The sequence below is a fragment of the Chitinophaga agri genome (assembly GCF_010093065.1).
GTDB classification, from domain to species: Bacteria; Bacteroidota; Bacteroidia; order Chitinophagales; family Chitinophagaceae; genus Chitinophaga; species Chitinophaga agri.
This window is the reverse complement of the sequence record NZ_CP048113.1, coordinates 1,959,940-1,982,078: the sequence shown is the minus strand read 5'-3', so window position 1 is coordinate 1,982,078 and position 22,139 is coordinate 1,959,940. Positions and strand designations below refer to the sequence as shown.

The 22,139-nt window shown below is 45.8% G+C and carries 18 protein-coding genes; 7 read left to right on the top strand and 11 right to left on the bottom strand.

The window, feature by feature from the left end:
- Nucleotides 1-29: 29 nt before the first annotated feature.
- On the top strand, nt 30-644 hold the full coding sequence (locus GWR21_RS07525; protein WP_162331133.1) for a toxin-antitoxin system YwqK family antitoxin: 615 nt from the start codon (nt 30-32) through the stop codon (nt 642-644).
- Between the two features lie 192 nt (nt 645-836).
- Here the strand turns inward: GWR21_RS07525 and GWR21_RS07520 are convergent, their stop codons facing one another.
- The 4 genes from GWR21_RS07520 to GWR21_RS07505 all read right to left on the bottom strand — a co-directional run bounded on the left by GWR21_RS07520 (nt 837) and on the right by GWR21_RS07505 (nt 6,225).
- The gene (locus GWR21_RS07520; protein ID WP_162331132.1) at nt 837-1,424 is read right to left on the bottom strand and encodes a phosphatase PAP2 family protein; all 588 of its coding nucleotides are present in this window, start codon (nt 1,422-1,424) and stop codon (nt 837-839) included.
- A 195-nt stretch (nt 1,425-1,619) separates the two neighbouring features.
- Nucleotides 1,620-2,006 carry a KGG domain-containing protein gene (locus tag GWR21_RS31340; protein WP_202929067.1) on the bottom strand — a complete coding sequence of 129 codons (387 nt, stop codon included), beginning with the start codon at nt 2,004-2,006 and terminating at the stop codon, nt 1,620-1,622.
- 541 nt (nt 2,007-2,547) lie between these two features.
- Nucleotides 2,548-4,941 (bottom strand): glycoside hydrolase family 31 protein, encoded by a 2,394-nt coding sequence (locus GWR21_RS07510; RefSeq protein ID WP_162331131.1) that lies wholly within the window; start codon nt 4,939-4,941, stop codon nt 2,548-2,550.
- Nucleotides 4,942-5,181: 240 nt separating this feature from the next.
- Nucleotides 5,182-6,225, bottom strand: a complete 1,044-nt coding sequence (locus GWR21_RS07505) for a WD40/YVTN/BNR-like repeat-containing protein (RefSeq protein ID WP_162331130.1) — start codon at nt 6,223-6,225, stop codon at nt 5,182-5,184.
- Nucleotides 6,226-6,429: 204 nt separating this feature from the next.
- Between GWR21_RS07505 and GWR21_RS07500 the strand changes: the two genes are divergently transcribed.
- Both GWR21_RS07500 and GWR21_RS07495 read left to right on the top strand, forming a co-directional pair.
- On the top strand, nt 6,430-9,495 hold the full coding sequence (locus tag GWR21_RS07500) for a sensor histidine kinase (RefSeq protein ID WP_162331129.1): 3,066 nt from the start codon (nt 6,430-6,432) through the stop codon (nt 9,493-9,495).
- Nucleotides 9,496-9,600: 105 nt separating this feature from the next.
- On the top strand, nt 9,601-10,233 hold the full coding sequence (locus tag GWR21_RS07495; RefSeq protein WP_238430242.1) for a response regulator transcription factor: 633 nt from the start codon (nt 9,601-9,603) through the stop codon (nt 10,231-10,233).
- A 223-nt stretch (nt 10,234-10,456) separates the two neighbouring features.
- Here GWR21_RS07495 and GWR21_RS07490 read toward each other — a convergent pair whose 3' ends face one another.
- On the bottom strand, nt 10,457-10,612 hold the full coding sequence (locus GWR21_RS07490) for a hypothetical protein (protein ID WP_162331127.1): 156 nt from the start codon (nt 10,610-10,612) through the stop codon (nt 10,457-10,459).
- 427 nt (nt 10,613-11,039) lie between these two features.
- Between GWR21_RS07490 and GWR21_RS07485 the strand changes: the two genes are divergently transcribed.
- Genes GWR21_RS07485 through GWR21_RS07470 form a run of 4 tightly spaced genes read left to right on the top strand, consistent with a single transcriptional unit; the run spans nt 11,040 to nt 16,795 of the window.
- On the top strand, nt 11,040-12,953 hold the full coding sequence (locus tag GWR21_RS07485; RefSeq protein WP_162331126.1) for a DNA topoisomerase IV subunit B: 1,914 nt from the start codon (nt 11,040-11,042) through the stop codon (nt 12,951-12,953).
- A 21-nt stretch (nt 12,954-12,974) separates the two neighbouring features.
- Complete coding sequence (locus GWR21_RS07480; protein WP_238430240.1) at nt 12,975-13,838, top strand: DUF1835 domain-containing protein; 864 nt, start codon at nt 12,975-12,977, stop codon at nt 13,836-13,838.
- A gap of 10 nt (nt 13,839-13,848) precedes the next feature.
- Nucleotides 13,849-14,247 carry a hypothetical protein gene (locus GWR21_RS07475; RefSeq protein WP_162331125.1) on the top strand — a complete coding sequence of 133 codons (399 nt, stop codon included), beginning with the start codon at nt 13,849-13,851 and terminating at the stop codon, nt 14,245-14,247.
- Nucleotides 14,248-14,251: 4 nt separating this feature from the next.
- Nucleotides 14,252-16,795: a DNA gyrase/topoisomerase IV subunit A gene (locus tag GWR21_RS07470; protein ID WP_162331124.1), complete on the top strand. Its 2,544-nt coding sequence runs from the start codon at nt 14,252-14,254 to the stop codon at nt 16,793-16,795.
- Nucleotides 16,796-16,930: 135 nt separating this feature from the next.
- On the opposite strand, the gene GWR21_RS07465 is transcribed toward GWR21_RS07470, so the two are convergent.
- From GWR21_RS07465 to GWR21_RS07440, 6 genes are all read right to left on the bottom strand, one after another.
- Entirely contained in the window at nt 16,931-17,914 is a 984-nt protein-coding gene (locus GWR21_RS07465) for a hypothetical protein (RefSeq protein ID WP_162331123.1), read from the bottom strand.
- 51 nt (nt 17,915-17,965) lie between these two features.
- Complete coding sequence (locus GWR21_RS07460) at nt 17,966-18,505, bottom strand: D-glycero-alpha-D-manno-heptose-1,7-bisphosphate 7-phosphatase (protein WP_162331122.1); 540 nt, start codon at nt 18,503-18,505, stop codon at nt 17,966-17,968.
- 17 nt (nt 18,506-18,522) lie between these two features.
- Nucleotides 18,523-19,218, bottom strand: coding sequence for a nucleotidyltransferase family protein (locus GWR21_RS07455; RefSeq protein ID WP_162331121.1), 696 nt, complete (start codon nt 19,216-19,218; stop codon nt 18,523-18,525).
- On the bottom strand, nt 19,215-19,790 hold the full coding sequence (locus GWR21_RS07450; RefSeq protein ID WP_162331120.1) for a D-sedoheptulose-7-phosphate isomerase: 576 nt from the start codon (nt 19,788-19,790) through the stop codon (nt 19,215-19,217). The genes GWR21_RS07455 and GWR21_RS07450 overlap by 4 nt, the downstream gene beginning before the upstream one ends.
- Nucleotides 19,791-19,817: 27 nt before the next feature.
- Nucleotides 19,818-20,837 (bottom strand): GHMP family kinase ATP-binding protein, encoded by a 1,020-nt coding sequence (locus GWR21_RS07445; protein ID WP_162331119.1) that lies wholly within the window; start codon nt 20,835-20,837, stop codon nt 19,818-19,820.
- A 161-nt stretch (nt 20,838-20,998) separates the two neighbouring features.
- Nucleotides 20,999-22,132, bottom strand: a complete 1,134-nt coding sequence (locus tag GWR21_RS07440) for a glycosyltransferase (protein WP_162331118.1) — start codon at nt 22,130-22,132, stop codon at nt 20,999-21,001.
- Nucleotides 22,133-22,139: the final 7 nt, after the last annotated feature.

Sequence of the window (22,139 nt, the reverse complement as noted above, 5' to 3'; positions counted from 1 at the left end):
TATACCTACTTTTGTTACAAATTAATCCTATGAGAAAACTGAGTGTATTTTTAATGTTGCAATTCATGGTGCTGGCCGCTTTCGCACAGATGCCGAAAGTGCGTGTCAACAAAGTGGATGAGCAGCAGCGTAAACAGGGGGACTGGCAGGAAGAGATGCCTGAGGTCCGCGGAGAACCCGGGTATACCTGGGAAGGTAATTATGTCGATAACCTGAAAGAAGGTATATGGAAAAAATATGCCTTATCCGGATCACTGATCGCTGAAGAAACCTACAAACACGGACAGCTGAATGGCTATAGCCGTTATTTCTATCCTAATGGTAAGATCAGTGCAGAAGGTTCTTTTGTTGCGATGGATATCAACGGAGAGGTAGACTATTTCAGAATTGTGGATCCTATCAGCGGGGATGAAAGATTTGAAGAAGTGAAAAGAGATGGTAGTTCCCAGCGTCACGGTCTGTGGAAAGTATATGACGAAGAAGGTAAGATGATAAAAGAATACTACCGACGTGGAGAACCAGTGACAGAGGAAGAATTTACACGAGCACCCGCGAAACCGGCAGCTACACAGAAGCCTGCCACACCACCACCGCCGCCTGCTCTACCTCACCAGCATCAGAAGAAAAAAGGCACTAAAGGATAATTATCCGGTCATGTAAGAAAAAGGTCTCAGTTAGAAGCAAAGGGCACTAAGAAGTATAAGGGACTGTAGCAGATATAAAGGTCTCAGTAAGAAGAGAAGAGCAGCGAATCAAAACATTTTTAAAGCAAAGAACCAATCATCTGAGGAGAAATACTTTTGCTCCCTGGTCATTATGGCCAGGGAGCTTTTATTTTATGCAGCATTTTTCTTGCGGCTGAGGGACATGTTCCAGCCGGGTTGCTGAAGAAATGGTGTTCTGTCAAACCAGGTCAGCCAACTGAAAGTAATAACTGTGGCAACAATAGAACCTGCGGTAACATCTTCCAGGAAATGCTGACTCATATACATGCGGGAATAAGCCACCGATAAGGCATACAACAGATAAAGAATGCCCATCTTTTTATTCGGTGTGATGTACGTCAGGACAAGTGCGATGGTAAATGCACATACTGTATGACCAGAGGGGAAGCTGAAATTGTTTGACAGCACTTCCACATCCGGCACGTAATAGATTGGCCGTGTATGATTGGCGAAGTAAACGCTCGGTCTTGGCGCGTTAAAAAGATTCTTGAGAGACACGTTGACGATAGTGGTCACAATGAGACTGGAAGCCATTAGCAGACTGCTACGATAGCTGACGAAGAGCAGTAAGAGGCAGACGACTACGGCCGTCACACTACTACCTAATTCTGTGGCATAGGGAAAGAATACATCACCCATTGAGAAGTGTAGTCCGTTGATGAAAAAATAGATCTCTTCTTTTGAGAAAAGTATTTTCATCAGTAGTACCAATATGAGTAGGATGCAGTAGGGCAGTAAGAACGCAGATAGGCGCCGGGAGTTGGTAGTAAGTGTTTGCAAAGGAAAGTTGTTTTAACAATTAATATACTACACAAAAATATAAAAAAGGAACGCCCGGTAAGCATTTATACTTACCGGGCGTTCCTGATAGTGGAAAGAGAGGAGGTGTTTGTATTACACCGAAGAGTTTGTGTTATCTTTTTGTCTTTTTCTATGAGCAGCCTCACCGCCTTTTTTACCTATTTCAGCCATATGCTGTCTGTTTCTGCTGACAGCAACTCCGCCTTTACGTCCGGCTTCCCGGGCTTCGGCAGAATTAAACTCGTGAGCAACACCCTGTGCATGCGCAGCGCGGCCGCCTTTACTGGCTATAGCGCGTTGCATAGCTGCATCCATGGATGCGAAACCACGTTTATCTTTGCGGCTTGTAGTTTTCTCTTTGTCTTCTGAGGGAGTTGATTGTTTGTCTGCTGATGATTCTCTTGATTCACGGTCTTGATTGAGGTTTTCCCTTTCCAGTTTGTCCTGCTCTGTAAAGTGATTGCTTTGTTCTGCAGCCATAAGAATGAATTTGAAAGGTTAAAAAATGGGTTCCATCTAACGTAGGAAACAGCATTGAATTCGTGAAAGTAGGCACAACTATTATGCCGCGTATGGAATATACGTTGTCTAACCTATTGTATAACAACTTTACACGTTTAAATTTCTCACATTTTTAGTGATAACGTGGAGTAGAGTTAACAAACTGTTGCGTGAGAACGACAACCGAAATTAAATAATATAGAAAGTGAATGAAATGTTAAGAAACGGCATATTGGAGCAAGTAGTGAACACTTGGTAACTTCGCATTAACATAAAGCTGAGCCGTTCACCAGCTTAGATTCTGTTCATTTTGTTCATTTTGGCTATACGACGTTTGTATGCTTTGTGTGTAAGTTATAACATGTTAATTTTGGATAACTCTAAAGTTGGCATAGGTTATGAAAAGGCACTAAGATCTCAATCTACAGTGCCCTTTTTTTTTGTAAGGGTTTAAAACTACAAAACCCAAATTCTGTGAAGAATTTGGGTTTTATAATCAGTAACACATACTACTGCTGCACTATCGGATAATCAAATTTTCAAATTTCCTGTCTACAACAATATTAACTGTATTCTCCGCAAAGTTAGCAGGAGTAAGGCTTACAGCCTTTCCATCCAGTATGTATTCCTTCGCTTTGAACGGTAAACCATGTACTGTAATGTTATGTTTTCTGTATGCTGCATTATACTGACCGAAATATTTTTTTCTCAGCGCAAAATGATTTTTATCTGATGTCTGCTTGAAACGAATGTCATTATACTGACCATTTTTATAGCCATAATGATCGCCGGCATCTTCATACAGGAAACTGCCTGTTTCGGTTGTTGAATAATAAACCTGCAGGATCATCTCTTCTGTGTCGCGTTGTTCTACATGCTGGATCTTCGGATAGTTCGGAATTACGGCCCCCGCTTTCACGAATAACGGCATTTCATCCAGTGGAGTAGCTACTTTAATGATCTGTCCGCCGGTATATAACTGGTCGTTCCAGTAATAATACCATTGTCCTTCCGGCAGGTATACTTCCTTCTCTTTCATATCTGGCTCTGACACATGACTGACCAGTAATGAGTCTCCCAGCATAAATTCATGGGTACGGTCGTAAGTCTGCTTATCATGCTGTGCAACGAATGCCAGCGGACGCAACATTGGGGTACCATATCGGGAGTATTGCCAGAAAGTGGTATATAGGTAAGGCAGCAAGGTATATCGCAGCTGTATGAACTTCTTTGCCACTGTTTCGTATTCTGCTCCGAAACTCCATGGTTCCTGGTTAAATCCGGTTTCATTACTGGCCGAGTGTGTACGCATCAGCGGATGGAACACCGCCAGCTGTATCCAGCGTACGTAGAGTTCGCCGCTCGGCTCACCTATAAAGCCGCCAATATCGCTGCCTACGAAGGAAATGCCTGATACTGACATACGCTGAGACTGTACAGATGCCAGCCACAGATGATCCCAGCTGGATACGTTATCGCCTGTCCAGAAAGATGTCCATCGCTGTGCGCCGGCATAACAGGAGCGTGAGATAACGAACGGTCTGTTCGGCATCAGGTACTTTTTCATACCTGCTGCGGTCGCTTTACTCATCAGGTGTCCGTACACATTATGTGCCTTACGGTGGCTCACTGCTTCTCCGTCATAGTCATGACGTACATCCTCAGGGAACGTTCCCATTTCAAACACTGCGGGTTCGTTCATATCATTCCATACACCTCTGACACCCACATCTACCAGTTCCTTGAACAGTCCGGCCCACCATTTACGCACTTCCGGATTGGTATAATCAGGGAATACGCATTTACCCGGCCATACATCTCCTTCCATCAACGCGCCGTCCTGGCGTTTACAGAAGTAGTTATGCTGCATGCCCTGCTTGTATATGCTGTAATCCGGATCCACCTTGATGCCCGGATCAATGATGACTACTACTTTGAAGCCCTGATCTGATAGTTCCCTGATCAGTCCTGCTGGTTCCGGGAAACCTTCCTTGCTCCAGGTGAAACAGCGGAAGCCTTCCATATAGTCAATATCCAGATGGATCACGTCACACGGTATCTCACGTTTGCGGAATTCAGCGGCGATCTCTTTCACCCTTTTATCCGGATAATAGCTCCAGCGGCATTGCTGATAGCCCAATGCCCACAAAGGTGGCAGCTCAGCTGTACCGGTAATGCTGGTATAACCTTCTGCTACTTTCAGCAGCTCTGGTCCGTAGATGAAATAGTAATTCATTTCTCCGCCTCTCGCCCAGAAGCTGGATACATTTTCTCTTTCTTTACCGAAATCGAAAATAGTGCGGAAAGTATTATCGAAGAAGATACCATACGCCTTGCCACGGTGTAACCCATAGTAGAAAGGAATATTACGGTACAGCGGATCTGTGTCTTTCTGGAAACCATAAGCGTCCGTGCCGAAGTTCTCCATACGCTTGCCATACAGGTTCAGATCTGTGGGCTTATCTCCCATACCAAAGAAGTACTCATCTTCCTGTATCTGCTTGCTGCAATAAACGATCTTACCGCCTTTCTGCAAATAATATTGCCAGTGGAAGCCCAGTTCGTCCTGGTTGATGATACATCCTTCCAGGTCAGTGATCGTCAGTCGCATATCATCTCTGGAGATGTAAATGCGCAGGGCCTCTGTATATATTTCGAAGTTTTCTTCAAATTCATGCAGACCGAAATTCACCGGCGATTCTTCCAGCCGGTCGCTCACTGCATACGAGAAGTCCCTTTGGAAGTTACCGTCTGCAGCATATCTGAAACGAATGATCTTGTCTGAGATGATCCTGACTTCCAGGATGGTTTCTGTTGTATAAAAATAGAAGTAGTTACCTTCCTTTTTCCAGTCTTTAATAGTATCCGGGTAATGTTTCGCCGAATATTTCCCCGATGAGGTTGTTACTTGCATAGATCGCTTTTAAGTTTCCCTTTCCCTGTCACCACCCAAATTAGGCAAAAAATATTGTTTTAACATGGTTTAGCGGTGGGGGCTGTTAACCAGTCGTTTACTGGTAAAAATAACACATTCGCTAAAATACCAATGTAACATATTCGTGTATAAACTATCTTGAGTTTAAATGTACTTTTTGCTTTAACCTATTTTTTTCCGGGGGTGCTTTTCCAGTACCCCCTTTTTATTATACTGCTGTCACATGCGCATCATGCCTATTTTCCTGCTACCGGCCAGCCAGATAAATGTCCGGTAACTCGCCAGTACATGAAACTTCGCATGGATCATCCTGCTCCATGTCAGCCCGCCATCATTGGAAATGTCTGTACCGGAAGTGCCGGTAGCAATATAGGTATCACCCTGAATATGTTGCACACATGAACGGTATCCTGCGGGTGGCCGAACGGCCTTTCGCCAGCTCTTTCCACCATCTTTTGTGATCAGGCAGTTATTTGTTGTAACAGTATCTTTCGTGTAATCTCCTCCCACGGCAACGCCATGTACTGCATCTGCAAAGGCTACAGAGAATGCACCTTTACCCGGTTCGCCCTGTGTGAAGTCCCAGTTAACAGCTTTCCATTCATCCCATCCTTTGATGAAGCGACTGTGTTTTCCTCCTGTAACAAAACAGGCCTGTCCATCAGGAAGTATACGTAAACTGGTATTGCTGGCTGCAAAGATGGCTTCGCCTTCTTTCGCAGCGGGTGATGTTGATGCCGGATCTGCCTGCCATGTCTTACCGCTGTCTTTTGTGCGAATGATGGTGAACTTCCCATCTACCGGGTCGCCTATGGCCATTCCTTCAGCCGCATTTTTAAACGCCATTCCGTCAAAGAAGATACCTTTAGTTGTATTAGTGTAGACTTCTTTCCACGATTCACCGCCGTTTTCCGTGAGCAGGATGTGTGCTGGCTCGCCTGCATTCAAGACCAGCGCACGCTGATCATTAAATGCCACCAGTGAACGCCAGTCACAGGTATCGTAGCCCGGAATGCTGTTCCAGTGCCATTTTCCTGTGCTGTCCATGCGACCTACCTTACCCTCGGTACCTCCGGCCCAGGCCACGTCCTGACTGATAATGCTTAATGCCCGGATGCTTTTAACCGGTATCGTACTATCCACCCGGACGCGATAACCGAGCTGGGCAAAGACCTGAAAAGAGGCGAGTAAAAAAGTAAGGGTAAAAAAAAGTGTTTTGTTGGGTAAAACCTTCACTGTAGCTGTTGTTTTTTGATTATGCATCTTGTTTTCCGGTTTGAATGGGTTAGGTTGCAGGAAGAAAAATACAAAATCATTAGAAAGTGTGCCGCAGATTTATATATTTGCAAGCACTGCGTTATGTGGACTCAGTATTTTTATAACCTCTATTACTAAATAGCATTGCAATCGCGGGCGCAGATGACGAGGACCTTATTAATTTTTTTCCTATGTACCTTATCCGTGTCTGTGTTGAGAGCACAGGATAAGCCTTACATTTTCGATTCTTATGGCGTTAATGAAGGATTATCTCAGAATTCTGTCTATGACATCCTGGAAGATAACCAGGGCTTTATGTGGATCGCTACACATGACGGCATAAACAGGTTCGACGGGTATGGTTTCAATGAATACAGGTTTAATCCTAGTTTACAGGAACGGGCCGGACAGGGGAAGGGAAACCTCGTAGTCCGCAATAACAACGGTGGACGTGCATTGATTAACCGATTTGCCCTCAAAGGGTATAAAGGCTACTCTCTTTACCGAAACAGAAGGCATCAGCTGATGCTCACCCATAACTATGGTATCAGCGTGTATGATGAGTACAAGAACTCTTTTGAGACGGTACTTGAAGACACGATGTATGAAAACAATGGTGAGCGCGATAATGGCAATAAGTTCAGGATATTAGGAGAGGATTCGCTTACTAACAGTATGTGGGTATGGCGCCCATCCAAAGGCATCTACATACTTGACGATTCCACGTATGCAAAGAAACGCGTTATCCTCTATCCTAAACCCATGTTACAACGGGGGATTGCCGCAAATGCCATGTATAAGGACGGTAATACGATCTGGATGAACTTCGAACCGGGTGAACTGCTGGCCATGAACACCAAAAACCTGCGGCTCACCACTTATTGTCTTCCCGGTATCACTTCTCATACCGTATTAAAGAATCTTAACAGCGATTCGCTCATCATTGCCTGTAAAGGCCATCTTATCATCTTCAATAAGAAACTCAACAAATACACAGATATACCATTCGATCAGCGTGATCCGAAGGATGCCAATTTCAGCCCATTATGCCTCGAACTGGACCAGAAAGGTAACATCTGGATCGGTGGCACTGACGGCATCATGATCTATAACATCAGACGTAATGAGATCGTAACACGTATCGTGAGTTTCAACGGTTCCGAAACCCGCTCATGGAACGTGGTCACCTATCTCTACCGTGATGCGGCTGATAATATGTGGGTTGGCACGGATGGGGATGGTATCAAAAAATATTCTCCGAATAAGAAGGTGTTTAATCTTTATAGTTCTCCTGCCACCACGCATAATATGGTCAGGGCCGTGTACAAGCATGATGACGGCAAACTCTATGTGGGCCTGCTTAACGACGGATTAGATATCTATGAGAAAGGAGGGAAGTTCCTCGAACGTATTCCTGGTGACAACGGCAAACATATCTTCCCTGCTAAAAATTTAAATGCGATCTGCAGAGAAGATTTTGAACGTCTGTGGTTCCATTTTTCAGACATGCACATTGGCCTGTTCAATGTACACACCCGCAAATTTGAAGACCTGACGAAGTACGTATCGGCACTGGGTTTGCCGCCGCAGGAGGACATGTATCCATTCCTGTTCAAACGTACCAGCGGAGAAGTATATTTCAACTATGGCCGCTATCTGTTACAGGTCATGCCAGGCGATCGTGGTGGCTATAAAGTAGCGATCGTTCATGAGTTCCCTGATGAGATACTCACCACTTATTATGAAGACCTGCTGGGCAATAAATATGTCGGCACCAAAGTCGCAGCATACGTGAAAAGGAGCGGTAGTGCCAACTGGGAGATCATTACATTGCCTCCGGGTACGATCGTAAAATCTATCAGCAAACGCGCCGGTAAAGAGTTATTATTAGCCACGTCCAAGGGACTCTTCGTGCTTGATGACAATAACCACCGTAAAAAACACTACAATAGTTATGACTATCCTGCGCTGATCAATGACTATCTTTATGGTGTGCTGCTGGACGAAAAAGACAGGATCTGGGTGAGCCACAATAAGGGTCTTTCACAGATCAATCCTGCTGATGATGAGATTACGACCTATAACTATGAAGATGGGTTACAATCAAATGAATTCAACACCGGGGCCTTCTTTAAGTCTGTAGACGGAGAGTTGTTCTTCGGTGGTATCCGCGGTAGTAACGGATTTTATCCTAAAGATTTTAAAAAGAACACTTCAAAACCCAAAGTGGTGATCATGCGTATGGAAGTGCTGGACAAACCGTATGAGTCCGATACTGCATTATCATTACTGAGAAGAATAGAATTGCCTTATAATCACAACACTATCGCTATTGAGTTCGTACCACTGGAATACACCAATCCGCTGAAGAACAAGGTACAATACAAACTGGACGGTGCAGATGAGGACTGGGTGCAGGCGGGGGCCTTCAGAATGGCACGTTACACCAATCTGCGACCCGGCACCTATACTTTCAACGTAAGAGCATCCAATAACGACGATATTTTAAATTCAACGCCTACCACACTGGAAATCACCATCCGTATTCCTTTCTGGCAGTCGCTCTGGTTCAGATTCCTGCTGTTGCTGCTGCTGTTGGGAGTCGCTTACTATTTCTCCACGCTCTACCTGGATTACAAGATCCGTCATGAGAAGCTGAAACTGGAGAAAGAACAGGCGGTAGATCAGGAGAGAGCGAGGATCTCCAGTGATATGCACGATGACCTGGGATCAGGGCTGTCAACGATCCGTTTGTTAAGTGAAATTGCGAAGCGTAAGATCACCGATACCTCAGCCACGAAGGAGCTGGAACGTATATCAGAGGCGGCGGGAGAGCTGGTAGACAAGATGAGTGAGATCATCTGGGCGATGAACTCTTCGAATGACTCACTGGAAAACCTGATCGCTTATATGCGTAGTTTCGCGGCCGATTTTCTGGAACACGCACACATCACCCACCAGTTCTATATTCCGGAAACTATCCCGAACATTAAACTAAGCGGTGGTACCAGGCGTAATATATACCTGGCAGTGAAGGAATCCTTACACAATGTGGTGAAACATGCCCAGGCATCAGAAGTAGTGATACAAATAGAGATGCACAAGAACATGACCATTATGATCAAAGACAATGGCAAAGGCTTTGATCAGGAGAAAGTGAGATTGTTCGGAAATGGTTTGAAGAACATTCAGAAGCGAATGCAGGCGGTCGGAGGTCATGCTGATATCACATCGCATCACGGTACGATAGTTTTGCTAGATATCCCGTTAATTTAATATAGATTTGTAACATAACATAAACGTGGGATTACGTTGACCTCTCGTAAACATAACAACTGATTATCAATGACTGTATACTCGAAAAAGAAATCTCAGGATAACATGGACATCATTTCTGTGGCGATCGTTGAAGACAACCATGATATCCGTACAGCCATGGAATTGCTGATTAATGGCTCTGATGGGTATGCTTGTATTGGCGCTTTCAATAACGCGGAGACTGCAGTAGAGCAGATCCCTGGTTTATTGCCAAACGTAGTGCTGATGGATTTTAATCTTCCTGGCGGTATGAATGGGATTGAGTGTATAGCCCGTTTAAAAGGTGAGTACCCGGATATGCATTTCATGATGCTGACGGTATACGAGGATGATGATAAGATCTTCCAGGCACTGGAAGCCGGCGCAAGCGGTTATATCCTGAAAAAGACACCACCAAGCGAGCTGTTAAGCGCTATCAGGGACCTGCATGAAGGTGGTTCCCCTATGAGCTCACAGATTGCCCGTAGGGTAGTGGCCTATTTCCAGAAACAGGCGAAGCCTAACCCAGCACTGGAGGCATTGACTTCCAGGGAAAAAGAGATCCTCGACCAGCTGTCCAAAGGATTCCTATACAAGGAAATCGCCAGCAACCTATTTATCAGTATTGAAACCGTACGCCGGCACGTACATAATATTTACGAAAAACTGCACGTGAGAAGCCGTACCGATGCAGTTAACAAATATTATAACAGATAGCAGTTATTTCTACTTATAACAAGAAAGGGCGGAAGATCATCATCTTCCGCCCTTTTGCTGTTTACTGATAAATTATTTTGCCGGATTGTCAGAAGTCCCCATTGTACCAAATGCTTTGCGCACAAAATGCACTGCAAGCACCATTGAGGCGATCAGTAAACAGGCCAGTTTAAATAGCAGCCCTGTTTTCATAGGAAATAGCGTATTAAATGACTGAAAATTGTTATTTCATCATCTGCCAGGAGTTAAATTTCTGAACAAGCTTGATGAATCGTGCGCTGAGCTGGCTCATGGAGCGTTCTTCCCTTTTAATCATGAACGTGATGAGCAGCGCAATGGAAAGCACTGTTGCCAGTGTGATCAGGAATGAAGTTTTCATAGTTTAGGACAGGTTTTATATTCAAAAAGATGACTAGTTTGTAAATATAAAATATTTGTCTATATAAAAAGTAATTGGCCCGAAAACTTTTGTGTGATATTGTTTTTCTTATTAGGTCGATATTCGAAGAAAATATATTTGTATTATCTTGGCAAAACCGGTGCTGACCGGCACTAAACTGGCAAGGCCATATCAGGGCCCTCAATTAACTGTTATTCATTTATTTAAGCATATTGTATAACTAATACTTGGGATGATACGCTGAAACCTGTATTTTTGCCAGCAACCGGATTTTGCTAAAACTTTTAGTAAATTCGCTTCCCGGACTAGATGCCCCGGTAAAATGGACCCTGAGAATGGTGGCATAAATGGTGCATTGATAGTCCGCTTGTTGTAACAAACTGTAAATTGGAATTTCTATATAATTATGGCTACTACGGATAAGAAAGATCTCTCTGCTGCCTATACCGAAGATTCGATCCGGTCACTCGACTGGCGTGAGCATATCCGCCTGCGTCCGGGTATGTATATTGGTAAGTTAGGCGACGGCTCAAGTATGGACGATGGTATCTATATACTGTTAAAGGAGGTTGCTGACAACTGTATTGACGAGCACACCATGGGCTTCGGCAAGCAGATCGAAATCAAGGTGACTGAACATAACGTGACGGTACGCGACTACGGTCGGGGCATTCCGTTGGGTAAGGTGGTGGATGTGGTAAGCAAGATCAACACCGGCGCCAAGTACGATAGTAAAGCTTTCCAGAAGTCTGTGGGGTTGAACGGTGTCGGTACCAAAGCAGTAAACGCTTTGTCCACTTATTTCAGAGTAGAATCCTATCGTGACGGACGTGTGAAAACGGCTGAATTTGAACGGGGTATCCTGGTCAAAGAACATAAGGAAGCTAATACCAATGAACCGAATGGTACCTTCGTTACCTTCACACCTGATGATACCGTTTTCCGTAACTACCGCTTTATTCCGGAGTTCCTGGAAAACCAGATCTGGAACTATTGCTTCCTGAACGCTGGTCTCACCGTAAGCTTTAACGGCAAGAAATATCTTTCTAAAAATGGGCTGTTAGACCTGCTGCAACGCAAAACTAACGAGGATGAGCTGCGTTATCCGATCATTCACCTGAAGGGAGAGGATATTGAAGTAGCTGTTACCCACGAAAACCAATACGGTGAAGAGTATTACTCTTTCGTAAACGGTCAGCATACTACCCAGGGCGGTACGCACCTGGCTGCGTTCCGTGAGGCATTTGTAAAGACAATCCGCGATTTCTATAAAAAAGACTACGACGCTACGGACATCCGTGCGTCTATCTGCGCTGCGATCTCTATCAGGGTACAGGAACCTGTATTCGAATCCCAGACCAAAACCAAGCTCGGCTCACTGACCGTATTTGAAAATGGTCCTTCAGTCAAGGCTTTCGTGCTGGACTTCATGTCCAAACACCTGGACGACTTCCTGCATAAAAATCCTGCTACCGCAGAGGCTTTAAAGAAACGTATTGAGCAGAGTGAACGTGAGCGTAAAGAACTGGCCGGTATTAAAAAACTGGCCAATGAAAGAGCGAAAAAGGCCAACCTGCACAACCGTAAACTGCGCGACTGCCGTATCCACCTGAACGAAGAGATCAGCGGAAAAGATAAGAACGATCTGGAAACCAAACGCCTCAACACGACGATCTTCATCACCGAAGGTGACTCTGCAAGTGGTTCCATCACCAAGTCCCGTAATGTGGAAACCCAGGCGGTATTCAGTCTCAGGGGTAAACCACTGAACTGCTTTGGTCTGACCAAAAAGATCGTATACGAAAACGAAGAATTCAATCTGCTCCAACACGCACTGAATATCGAAGAAGGACTGGAAGGCCTGCGCTACAACAGGATCGTCGTGGCAACTGATGCCGACGTAGACGGTATGCACATCCGCTTATTATTGCTTACCTTCTTCCTGCAGTTCTTCCCTGACCTCGTTAAAAATGGTCACCTGTATATCCTCGAAACGCCGCTGTTCCGCGTACGTAACAAGCAGCAGACTATCTACTGCTACAGCGACGAAGAACGTTTAAAGGCTATCAGGAAACTGGGCAATAAGCCAGAGATCACCCGATTCAAAGGTCTTGGTGAGATCTCTCCGGATGAATTTGCCAACTTCATTAATGATGACATGAAAGTGGAACCAGTCATCCTTTCCAAGGACACCCATATACAGAAATTGCTGGAATACTATATGGGTAAAAATACACAGACCCGACAGGAATTCATTATCAGCAACCTGCGTTATGAGAAAGACCTGGTAGACGTAGTAGTAGAAGAAGAGCGCAAATAAATCAGCATTATCACAAAACCAATGGCACTGCTACATATCGTTTTCGGTGAACCATCCGCTACTGCACTGAGTGCTGCTTTTGAGCTGGATGAACAACTGAAGGGAGACATCGTTTACTTCGAAGATGACCTCTCAGTAGGTCCTCTTTTTATCCTGGACACAAAGGATGGTCAGACCGCCCGCAAACAATGGTGGATGCAACTGGCAGGTATACAACCGCAGCCAGTGCCTGAACTCATACCTGAAGCCCTGCAACAGGTGCCTGAACCTGAAGAGGAAAAAGGGGATCAGGTAAAACTACGCCAGCTGAAAGCCCTGCTGAAGGGTGAACCGGAACAGGAAGTCTATATCTGGGCCGGACAGAATGCCAGAGATGTATGTGGGTACTACTGGCTGGTGAGTCAGCTATACGACTTCCAGGGACGTATCCATATTATCTATCTGAATAATCTTCCTTTCCTCAATGAAAAAGGAAGTGTGTTCTATCCTACTCACCTGCATCAGATCCTCGCAAAAGAATTTCTGAAAGCAAAGAAACTGGCCAGACCGGTTTCTCTCGCGGAATTTGAGATAGATGGTGATGAATGGAGCAGGATGATGAATGAAAACGCCGGTATCCGGCTACTGGAAGGTGGTAAAAAGATCAAGGGCGAGCCGTCGGCTTTCTATGATAAAGAACTCGTACAGCAAAGTACCGCAGAATTTCAGAAAGCATCGAAAGTGGTAGGCCTGGTAACCGGTAAGCTGAAGTACCCGGTAATGGACCAGTTCCTGGGATGGAGACTCAAAGAACTCATCAAACAGGACAAACTCGAGAGCAGGGGAGAGCTGAAAACGATTAAAGATTTTGAAGTAAAAATACCTTCCGGAACAACTAACGCCTAACAGCAGATCTATGGTAACAGTAACGCCCGTTAAACTTAGCGGAGAAGATGAAAGAGGCAGTAATTACGAATGGAATACCGACAGAAGCGGCGATTTTATTCTGTGTTACAGAAAAGCTGGTAGCAGCAGCGGACAACATTACCATGAAGGAAAAGCTGCGTATAAAAATCCGGAAGTCCTTTACCTGTTGACAGGCAAAGCCAGCATAGACTGGTGCCCCCTGAACGGAAACAGGATAGAGACCATTCAGATCGAAGCGCCTGCACGCATTGAAGTGCAGATCAATTGCTGGCACCAGCTGATAGCTGTGACAGACTGCTGCTTCATCGAACTTAACTCCCTCGATGACGTACGGAAAGATTCCATCCGCATCTGGAGAGACGAATTTGAAAAGATGATCAATAAATAAGATTATGAGCGACATCGATAATACACAACCGACAGACGAATCATTACATAACATCCTCCATCTGGGGGGCATGTATGAGAACTGGTTCCTCGATTACGCTTCCTACGTGATCCTGGAGCGTGCTGTACCCAGCGTGGAAGATGGTTTGAAACCCGTTCAGCGTCGTATCCTTCATGCGATGAAGGAAATGGACGACGGCCGTTTTAATAAGGTAGCCAACGTGATTGGTTCTACTATGCAGTTCCACCCACATGGAGACGCTTCTATCGGCGATGCGATCGTTAACCTGGGTCAAAAGGACCTGCTGATCGATACCCAGGGCAACTGGGGCGACGTACGTACTGGTGATGACGCAGCTGCTCCCCGTTATATTGAGGCGCGCCTGTCAAAATTTGCGCTGGAAGTGGGCTTTAACGCAAAAACCACCCAATGGCAGCAGAGTTACGACGGTCGTAAGAACGAACCGCTGGCACTGCCTATGAAGTTCCCTTTGCTGCTTGCGCAGGGCGCAGAAGGTATTGCCGTTGGTTTATCTACCAAAATATTACCGCACAACTTCATAGAACTGCTCGAAGCATCTATCAAACACCTGAAAGGAAAGAAATTCGAGATCTTCCCCGACTTCCCGACCGGTGGCATGATAGATGTGGCCAACTACAACGAAGGCCGCCGTGGTGGTAAGGTACGCGTGCGTGCACATATTGAAGAGAAAGACAAAAAGACCCTCCTGATCAAGGATGTACCCTATGGCGTGACGACTACCGCACTGATGGAGTCTATCGTAAAAGCCAATGACAATGGTAAGATCAAGATTAAAAAGGTGGTCGATAATACCGCTAAGGACGTAGAAATTGAAGTGCAGCTGGCGCCTGGTATCTCTCCGGATATCACCATCGATGCACTCTACGCATTCACCGATTGTGAGATCTCCATCTCTCCGAATGCCTGCGTGATCATCGAAGATAAACCACGCTTCCTCACCGTAACGGACCTGCTGAAGTCTTCTACTGAATTCACCCAGGGCTTGTTACAGAAGGAACTGGAGATCAGACTGAGCGAACTGCAGGAGAAATGGCACTACACCTCACTCGAAAAGATCTTCTTCGAAAAAGGTATCTATAAGGAACTTGAACAGAAACATAAAGACTGGGAAGCTGTGATCGTAGCGATCGATAAAGGCTTCGCTCCCTATAAGAAAAATCTGAAGAGAGAGATCACCCGTGAAGATATCCTGAAACTAACGGAGAAGCCGGTACGCCGTATCTACCGGCTCGATATCAACGAACTGAACGAACAGATCAAAACCATAGAAGCGGATATCAAAGCCGTAAAGCATGACCTGGCGAATATCGTTGACTTTACAGTTGCTTACTACGAGAACCTGTTGAAGAAATACGGTAAAGGCCGCGAACGTGTGACCGAAATCAAGACCTTCGATACCATCCAGGTACAGCAGGTGGCGATCGCCAATGCAAAGATCTACGTGAACAGGGCAGATGGCTTCATCGGTACTTCACTGAAGAAGGATGAATTTGTCGCCGACTGTTCTGACCTTGACAATATCATCGTATTCAGAAAAGACGGTAAGATGATCATTACCAAGGTCGCCGATAAAGTCTTTGTGGGTAAGGATATTATCCATATCGATGTATTCAGGAAGAATGATGAACGTACTACCTATAACATGATCTATGTGGATGGCAAGACGGGTATGAGCTATGCCAAACGCTTTAATGTAACCGGTATTACGCGTGATAAGGAATATGACCTGACCGTGAAAGGTGAGAAGAACTCCAAGGTGCATTACTTCTCTGCCAATCCGAATGGTGAAGCCGAAGTAGTAAGCATCCGCCTGAGTCCTAACTGTGCTGCCCGTAACAAGGAGTTTGACCTGTATTTCGAGACCATCGCTATCAAGGGCCGTAACTCCCAGGGTAACCAGGTAACGAAATACCCGATCCGTAACGTCAAGTTCAAAGAGAAGGGCGTATCTACCCTGTCAGGCCAGAAACTCTGGTACGACGCAGAGATCGGCCGTCTGAACACCGAAGAACGTGGTGTCTACATCGGTTCTTTCGATGGTGATGATAAGATCTTTGTAGCATTCAAAAATGGTACGTATGAACTGACCAACTTCGATCTGATCAACCGTTATGATCCAAATGAACTGGTATACATCGAAAAGTTCAATCCTGAGAAAGTAGTATCCGCTATCTACTTCGATGCTGACAAGAAACAGTTCAACGCTAAACGTTTCAGGATCGAAACGCAGACGATGAACAACAAGTTCCTGTTCATCAAGGAAGGTGCTGGTAACTACCTGGAAATGGTCACTACCCACTCCGAACCGGTAGTACTGCTCAAAACAGGTAAGAAACGTAATCCCGATGAAGAAGAAGTGAACCTGGCCGAGTTCGTGGAAATCACTAACTACAGAACGGTCGGCACACGCCTGACAGGCGAAGAACTGATCAGCGCAGAGCTGGCTTCTGAAGAAGAAGAACCTGATGAAAGCGGTACCGCACAGGGACAGGGAGAACTGTTCTGATAATATCTTATCAATCCATATAGCCGTCCCGCATAACGCGGGACGGCTTTTTCATTCGCCAGGAATAGTCCCCCGGCTTGTATTTGCCGCATAAAAAAAGGACGCATCACTTGTTACCGATGCGCCCTTTAGTTGTTATTGCTTTTTACTTTTCTGCTGCTGACTTTTCAGGATCTCTTTGTTAATGTCCTCCGCAGTACGCGGATTGGTCATCCGTTTCTCTTTCTGGTTCATCGGCTTGCTGACCGGTACCTGACCCTGCGGCAGTGCGTCGTGGAAGACCTTTTCGATGTGCACCCATTTGCCTGTTTTCCATTTGAAACCTTCATAATCCAGGTCAGGAACGAAGGTGGAAGGCTTGGCCGGCTGATTGGTTTCGGAGATCAGGTGATCGTACACGATCATATCCATTTGCGGGTTATAACTCAGACTGATCGTCGCGTCTTTTTTATACTCCAGTATAAAGCGGTTGCGTGTCCTTTTAGGCACAGTGTCTTCTGCAAAACTGAAGAACGGTCCGCCAAATACCGGCTCGCCATCTTTAAAGCTCAGCATATCGATCATCTTCTTCTGACTGCGGATGTTATTCGCATCCCAGCCAAAGAGCGTGTAATAGTCCTTGTTGAAGTAGCGGCGGTGCAGCACCTTATAATACATACAACCATACCAGGCCTTATTACTGGTGATCGTATCCGGATTATTGATGTAATCTGAACGGTCAAACAGCGGGAACAGTTTCAGGTTGCCAGAGTCGGTTCTCATCTGTATCGCGCCATAGTGATGATAGAAGCTGGTTTCCTGTTCCAGTCCCCAGGAGAAGATACGGAAAGAGCTGTCTGATGGATACTGAATAGAAATAGTGGTCAGCGAGTCGAACTTAAAATAAAAGGAACCAGGTGTTTTCAGCGCCTGTACCAGTTTTGGAATAAAGCGGTCATTCGCTACCTGTCTGGCACCTTCGTCTCTTCCGCGGAGGATGGTTTCCGAAAGAAGCTTCAGTGAATCCTGCTGTGAACGCATAATAGCCTCGTTAGCAGCACTGATCCTGACAAGCTGGGCTTTCAGGCCGGTAGCAGTGAGGATGGAAGAGCATAACAATAGAAAACAGACTCTGATCATAATCTAATTTAAGATGAAAACTACCCGCTTATTACGTTATATGATACAAAATTATTGTATGAGCGCAGAAAATTCCAGCAGTCCGTTACAGCGGTAATCCATCTGCGGATGAGGGAATGGCAGTTCAGGTTTGGTAGAAGGGATGAACACGGTGGTCATGCCCTGGTTCTTACCGAACTGCATATCACTCAGGGTATTACCTACCATAACAGCTTTGGAGAAATCTATTTCCGGGAAATCTTTTTTCGCCTGCATCGCCATACCACCATTCGGCTTACGGCAGGGGCTATCACTGTCAATATCCGGGCAATAGTATATTTTATCTATCCTGCCGCCACTGGCTGTAATCGCTTCCAGCATTTTTGCATGGATGGCCTCCAGGCCTTCTGTTGTCAGCAGTCCTCTGCCGATACAGCGTTGATTAGTGACCAGTACGATCCGGCTGAACTGCTTCGCGAGTTTGCTTAATGCCGGCAGTACACCCTCCTGAAAACGGAACATATCCCAGCTCAGTACATACCCGTTCCTGATCTCATTGTTGATCACGCCGTCTCTGTCGAGGAACAGTGTCCATGAAGCATCGATCTGCATATGTTGTTTGTTGGCTTTTATGAGCGGAAATCTGTTTGTACCTGCTCATAATCAGCCGGTATTCCGATGTCTATAAAATAGGTATCGCTTACAAAGCCGAATACCTGATTATTTTTTACCTGTGGTTCCAGCACTTCTTTTTCAAAGGAGAACTGCTGTGGCAGACCCAGACTTTGCAGGTATTCCCTGGAGGTCAGGTATACCCCGCCATTGATCAGTCCTTCTTCACAGTATTTCTTTTCCAGGAAAGCGGTGATACGTCCCTGTGCATCAAGTTGTACACTGCCGTAGCGTTCAAACTGTTTCATCGGTTTTAAGGCCAGTGTCAGTTTGCTTTGTACCTGCTGATGGACCTTGTAAAAGTCCGCCAGAGACACGTCAAAGAAGGTATCTCCATTGACAATAAAACACGCATCTCCCTTGATATGGGAGATGGCATTCAGGATAGCGCCGCCGGTACCCAGAGGTGCAGGTTCGGTCGCATAGGAGAGTGTCAGCGGCAGGTTGGCCTGTTCGCACCACTCGATCACCTGTTCTGATTTATATCCCAGGGAGAGTACGACATGCGTAATACCCTGTTTGATCAGGTATTGCAGCAGGTAATACAGGAAGGGCCGGTCATTGACAGGCGCCATACATTTAGGTTTGTCGGCTACTACGCTGCGCAGACGCGTGCCTAGTCCGCCGGCGAGAACAATACACTCCTGGATCATGGGAAGAGATTATTTTCAACGATTTCGCAGATGATATGTCCCACTGTGATGTGTGACTCCTGAATACGTGGTGTATCAGTAGAAGGCATGTTCAGCAGATAATCGCTGTCTTCCTTCATTTTACCACCGGAATGTCCTGTCATGCTGACGATGATCATGCCTTTGGCTTTCGCTACTTTATATGCTTCGAGGATGTTCACCGAGTTACCGGAGGTAGAGATACCCACCAGTACATCACCCGGCTGACCGATACCACGCAGGATACGGGCATAAACCTGGTCATACCCGTAGTCGTTGCCGACAGCGGTCATGTAGGAAGTATTACAGTGGAGTGCCTCTGCGTAGAGCGGCGTTCTGTCTTTATAAAAACGGCCGGAGAACTCGGCGGCAAGATGCTGGGCATCTGCTGCGCTGCCACCGTTACCACAGAACAGGATCTTATGGCCCTGTTGCAGGCTGCTGGTGATTACATTGGATACCTGCTGTATAGTATTGACAAGGTTCGCATCTTCACAGATGGCCTGCTTTACGGCGATGCTTTCCTGGATTGTTTTGATGATATTGTTGCTCATAGAATAAACTAGTTGTCGTTTGTAGAATTACATGCACCAGCTGTTCACACCGTTGTGCGTGAAGTGATAACGTTTTACCTGTCCGCCGAAGGCGTTCAGTGCTGCTACCACATTGTAACGGGTATTGCCAGGGCAATAGAAGATCATAAAGCCACCACCGCCGGCGCCGGATATTTTACCGCCGGAAGCACCTGCACGTTTCGCTGCCTCATAGATCTCATCCAGCTGGGTGTTGGTGATGCCTTTAGCCATATTCTTTTTATGCTGGAAACCGAAGTCGAGGATGTCACCGATCTTATCGATGCTGCCACGCAGAAGGGCTTCCTTCATCATGACAGCCTGTTCTTTCAGGTGGTGCATGGCTTCAATGCTGGCTTCTTTTTTCTCGTGTACGTTCTTCTGTTGTTCGGAAATGATGCTACTGGACAGACGGCTGGTAGAGGTATAGTACAGTACCAGATTATTTTCCAGTTCATCAAGGTATTTTTCCTTGATGCGCAGTGGATTTACGATCACTTTGTCATCGTGGTAGAACTCCATGAAGTTCACACCGCCGAAGGTTGCTGCATACTGATCCTGTTTACCACCAGCCTGCTTCAGGTCTTCTCTTTCGATCACATAGGCGAGGTGGGCCATATCGTATTCACCCAGCGGCAGTTTCAGCCACTCTGCAAAAGCGCCCAGCACTGCCACCACGAGCGTGGAGGAGGTGCCGAGACCAGAGCCTGCGGGAGCATCTACAAAGGTGGTCAGTTTAAAGCCGGACGGAATACCATAATCCTGGTGGATACGGTTGATCACTCCTTTCAGTATCTCCAGTTTACCATCCAGCGGAAGCGGGAAGGTAGCATCGCATACCAGTGTCTCGTTCCTGTCAGCGCATTCGAAGTATACTTTCTTTTCGGCGATAGGCTCGATGGCTGCACGGGCATAGAGGGAGATAGTGGCATTGAGGATTGCGCCACCATACATATCAGAGTAGGGGCTTACATCTGTTCCGCCTCCGGCCAGGCCCAGGCGTAATGGTGCTTTGCTACGATAGATCACAGTAATTCCGTTTTTATAAGTGCTGCAAGATAAAACAATTGCGCATGCATATTTCGCGATCTTGTTTAAAAGAAGTTAAAATATTCTATATGTCTTATCCGCAAAAAAATAACCGGAATGACCTGAAAGGCCTTTCCGGTTAGTGAAACTGAAATATTTTCTTATTTGTTGCTTACCAGTCTGTTAATTTCACCTGCCAGCCGTTCCCAGGAATATTGCTTTTTCTCCCTGCGCACAGCTTCGGTCATATCGGCCTCCCTGTTGTTGACATAGTATTTTTCAATAGCAGTGGCGATATCCGCAGGATCTGGTTCGCATTGAAAGCCAACGATATCATCCGGCACCATTTCTATTAATCCGCCTACACGTGTGACTATCATTGGTTTATCGAAATGATAAGCGATCTGAGAAATACCACTTTGCGTAGCGCTTTTATAAGGTTGCACGACCAGGTCGGCAGCACAGAAATAATTCTTTACAGCGGTATCAGGGATGAAGTCTGTATTCATGGTCACCCGGTCTCTTAATTGCAGAGTATCCAGCAATTGATTGTAGGGCGTCAGGTCTTCATAAGCTTCGCCAGCGACGATGAGGTGAATATCTGCTTTCTTCATCCGTTCATCGGCCATGGCCTGTATCAACAGGTCAAGCCCTTTGTACTTGCGGATGAATCCGAAGAACAGGATGTATTTTTTATCCTGTTGCAGTTGCAGCGTTTCTCTTGCCACTGATTTTGATACGGGCGTACCGTAGTTGTCATAGATCGGGTGGGGGATGAGTGACGCAGGCTTACCGGGTTCAAATTTCCTGAGATCATCCAGTACGGACTGACTCATGGCAATAAATGCATTGACCGGTTTCAGGAAATATTTAGTGAAGGCTACATCTCCGGGTCTTTTCTCATGTGGTACCACATTATCAAGAATGGAAACGACTTTGGTATGTTTACTTTTACCGAGGCGTAATAATGTACCCAGACATGGACCCATAAAGGGTAGCCAGTATTTGGTAACGATCAGATCCGGTTTCCATTTCCGGATCATCCGGCCGACCTTGATCCAGTTCAGCGGATTAACGGAATTGATCAGTCTGCGGATCTTCAAATGCGTTGGCTGCGGAGCATCCGTAAACTGACTCTTTCCTGGAAACAGAAAAGACGGGTACTGCACGGTGAATGTCCAGATCTCTACTTCTGCATCCTTCTGTAGTTCTTCTGCCAGTCGTTCATTATAAGCTGATAATCCGCCTCTGTAAGGCCAGGCGGGTCCGAGAAACAGGATTTTCTTTTTACCCATCTGCTAA

Excerpts from the sequence above, each read along its gene's own strand:
- GWR21_RS07525 (WP_162331133.1), top strand. The coding sequence starts at position 30 with ATGAGAAAACTGAGTGTATTTTTAATGTTGCAATTCATGGTGCTGGCC.
- GWR21_RS07520 (WP_162331132.1), bottom strand. The coding sequence starts at position 1,424 with ATGAAAATACTTTTCTCAAAAGAAGAGATCTATTTTTTCATCAACGGA.
- GWR21_RS31340 (WP_202929067.1), bottom strand. The coding sequence starts at position 2,006 with ATGGCTGCAGAACAAAGCAATCACTTTACAGAGCAGGACAAACTGGAA.
- GWR21_RS07510 (WP_162331131.1), bottom strand. The coding sequence starts at position 4,941 with ATGCAAGTAACAACCTCATCGGGGAAATATTCGGCGAAACATTACCCG.
- GWR21_RS07505 (WP_162331130.1), bottom strand. The coding sequence starts at position 6,225 with ATGCATAATCAAAAAACAACAGCTACAGTGAAGGTTTTACCCAACAAA.
- GWR21_RS07495 (WP_238430242.1), top strand. The coding sequence starts at position 9,601 with ATGGACATCATTTCTGTGGCGATCGTTGAAGACAACCATGATATCCGT.
- GWR21_RS07490 (WP_162331127.1), bottom strand. The coding sequence starts at position 10,612 with ATGAAAACTTCATTCCTGATCACACTGGCAACAGTGCTTTCCATTGCG.
- GWR21_RS07485 (WP_162331126.1), top strand. The coding sequence starts at position 11,040 with ATGGCTACTACGGATAAGAAAGATCTCTCTGCTGCCTATACCGAAGAT.
- GWR21_RS07480 (WP_238430240.1), top strand. The coding sequence starts at position 12,975 with ATGGCACTGCTACATATCGTTTTCGGTGAACCATCCGCTACTGCACTG.
- GWR21_RS07475 (WP_162331125.1), top strand. The coding sequence starts at position 13,849 with ATGGTAACAGTAACGCCCGTTAAACTTAGCGGAGAAGATGAAAGAGGC.
- GWR21_RS07470 (WP_162331124.1), top strand. The coding sequence starts at position 14,252 with ATGAGCGACATCGATAATACACAACCGACAGACGAATCATTACATAAC.
- GWR21_RS07465 (WP_162331123.1), bottom strand. The coding sequence starts at position 17,914 with ATGATCAGAGTCTGTTTTCTATTGTTATGCTCTTCCATCCTCACTGCT.
- GWR21_RS07460 (WP_162331122.1), bottom strand. The coding sequence starts at position 18,505 with ATGCAGATCGATGCTTCATGGACACTGTTCCTCGACAGAGACGGCGTG.
- GWR21_RS07455 (WP_162331121.1), bottom strand. The coding sequence starts at position 19,218 with ATGATCCAGGAGTGTATTGTTCTCGCCGGCGGACTAGGCACGCGTCTG.
- GWR21_RS07450 (WP_162331120.1), bottom strand. The coding sequence starts at position 19,790 with ATGAGCAACAATATCATCAAAACAATCCAGGAAAGCATCGCCGTAAAG.
- GWR21_RS07440 (WP_162331118.1), bottom strand. The coding sequence starts at position 22,132 with ATGGGTAAAAAGAAAATCCTGTTTCTCGGACCCGCCTGGCCTTACAGA.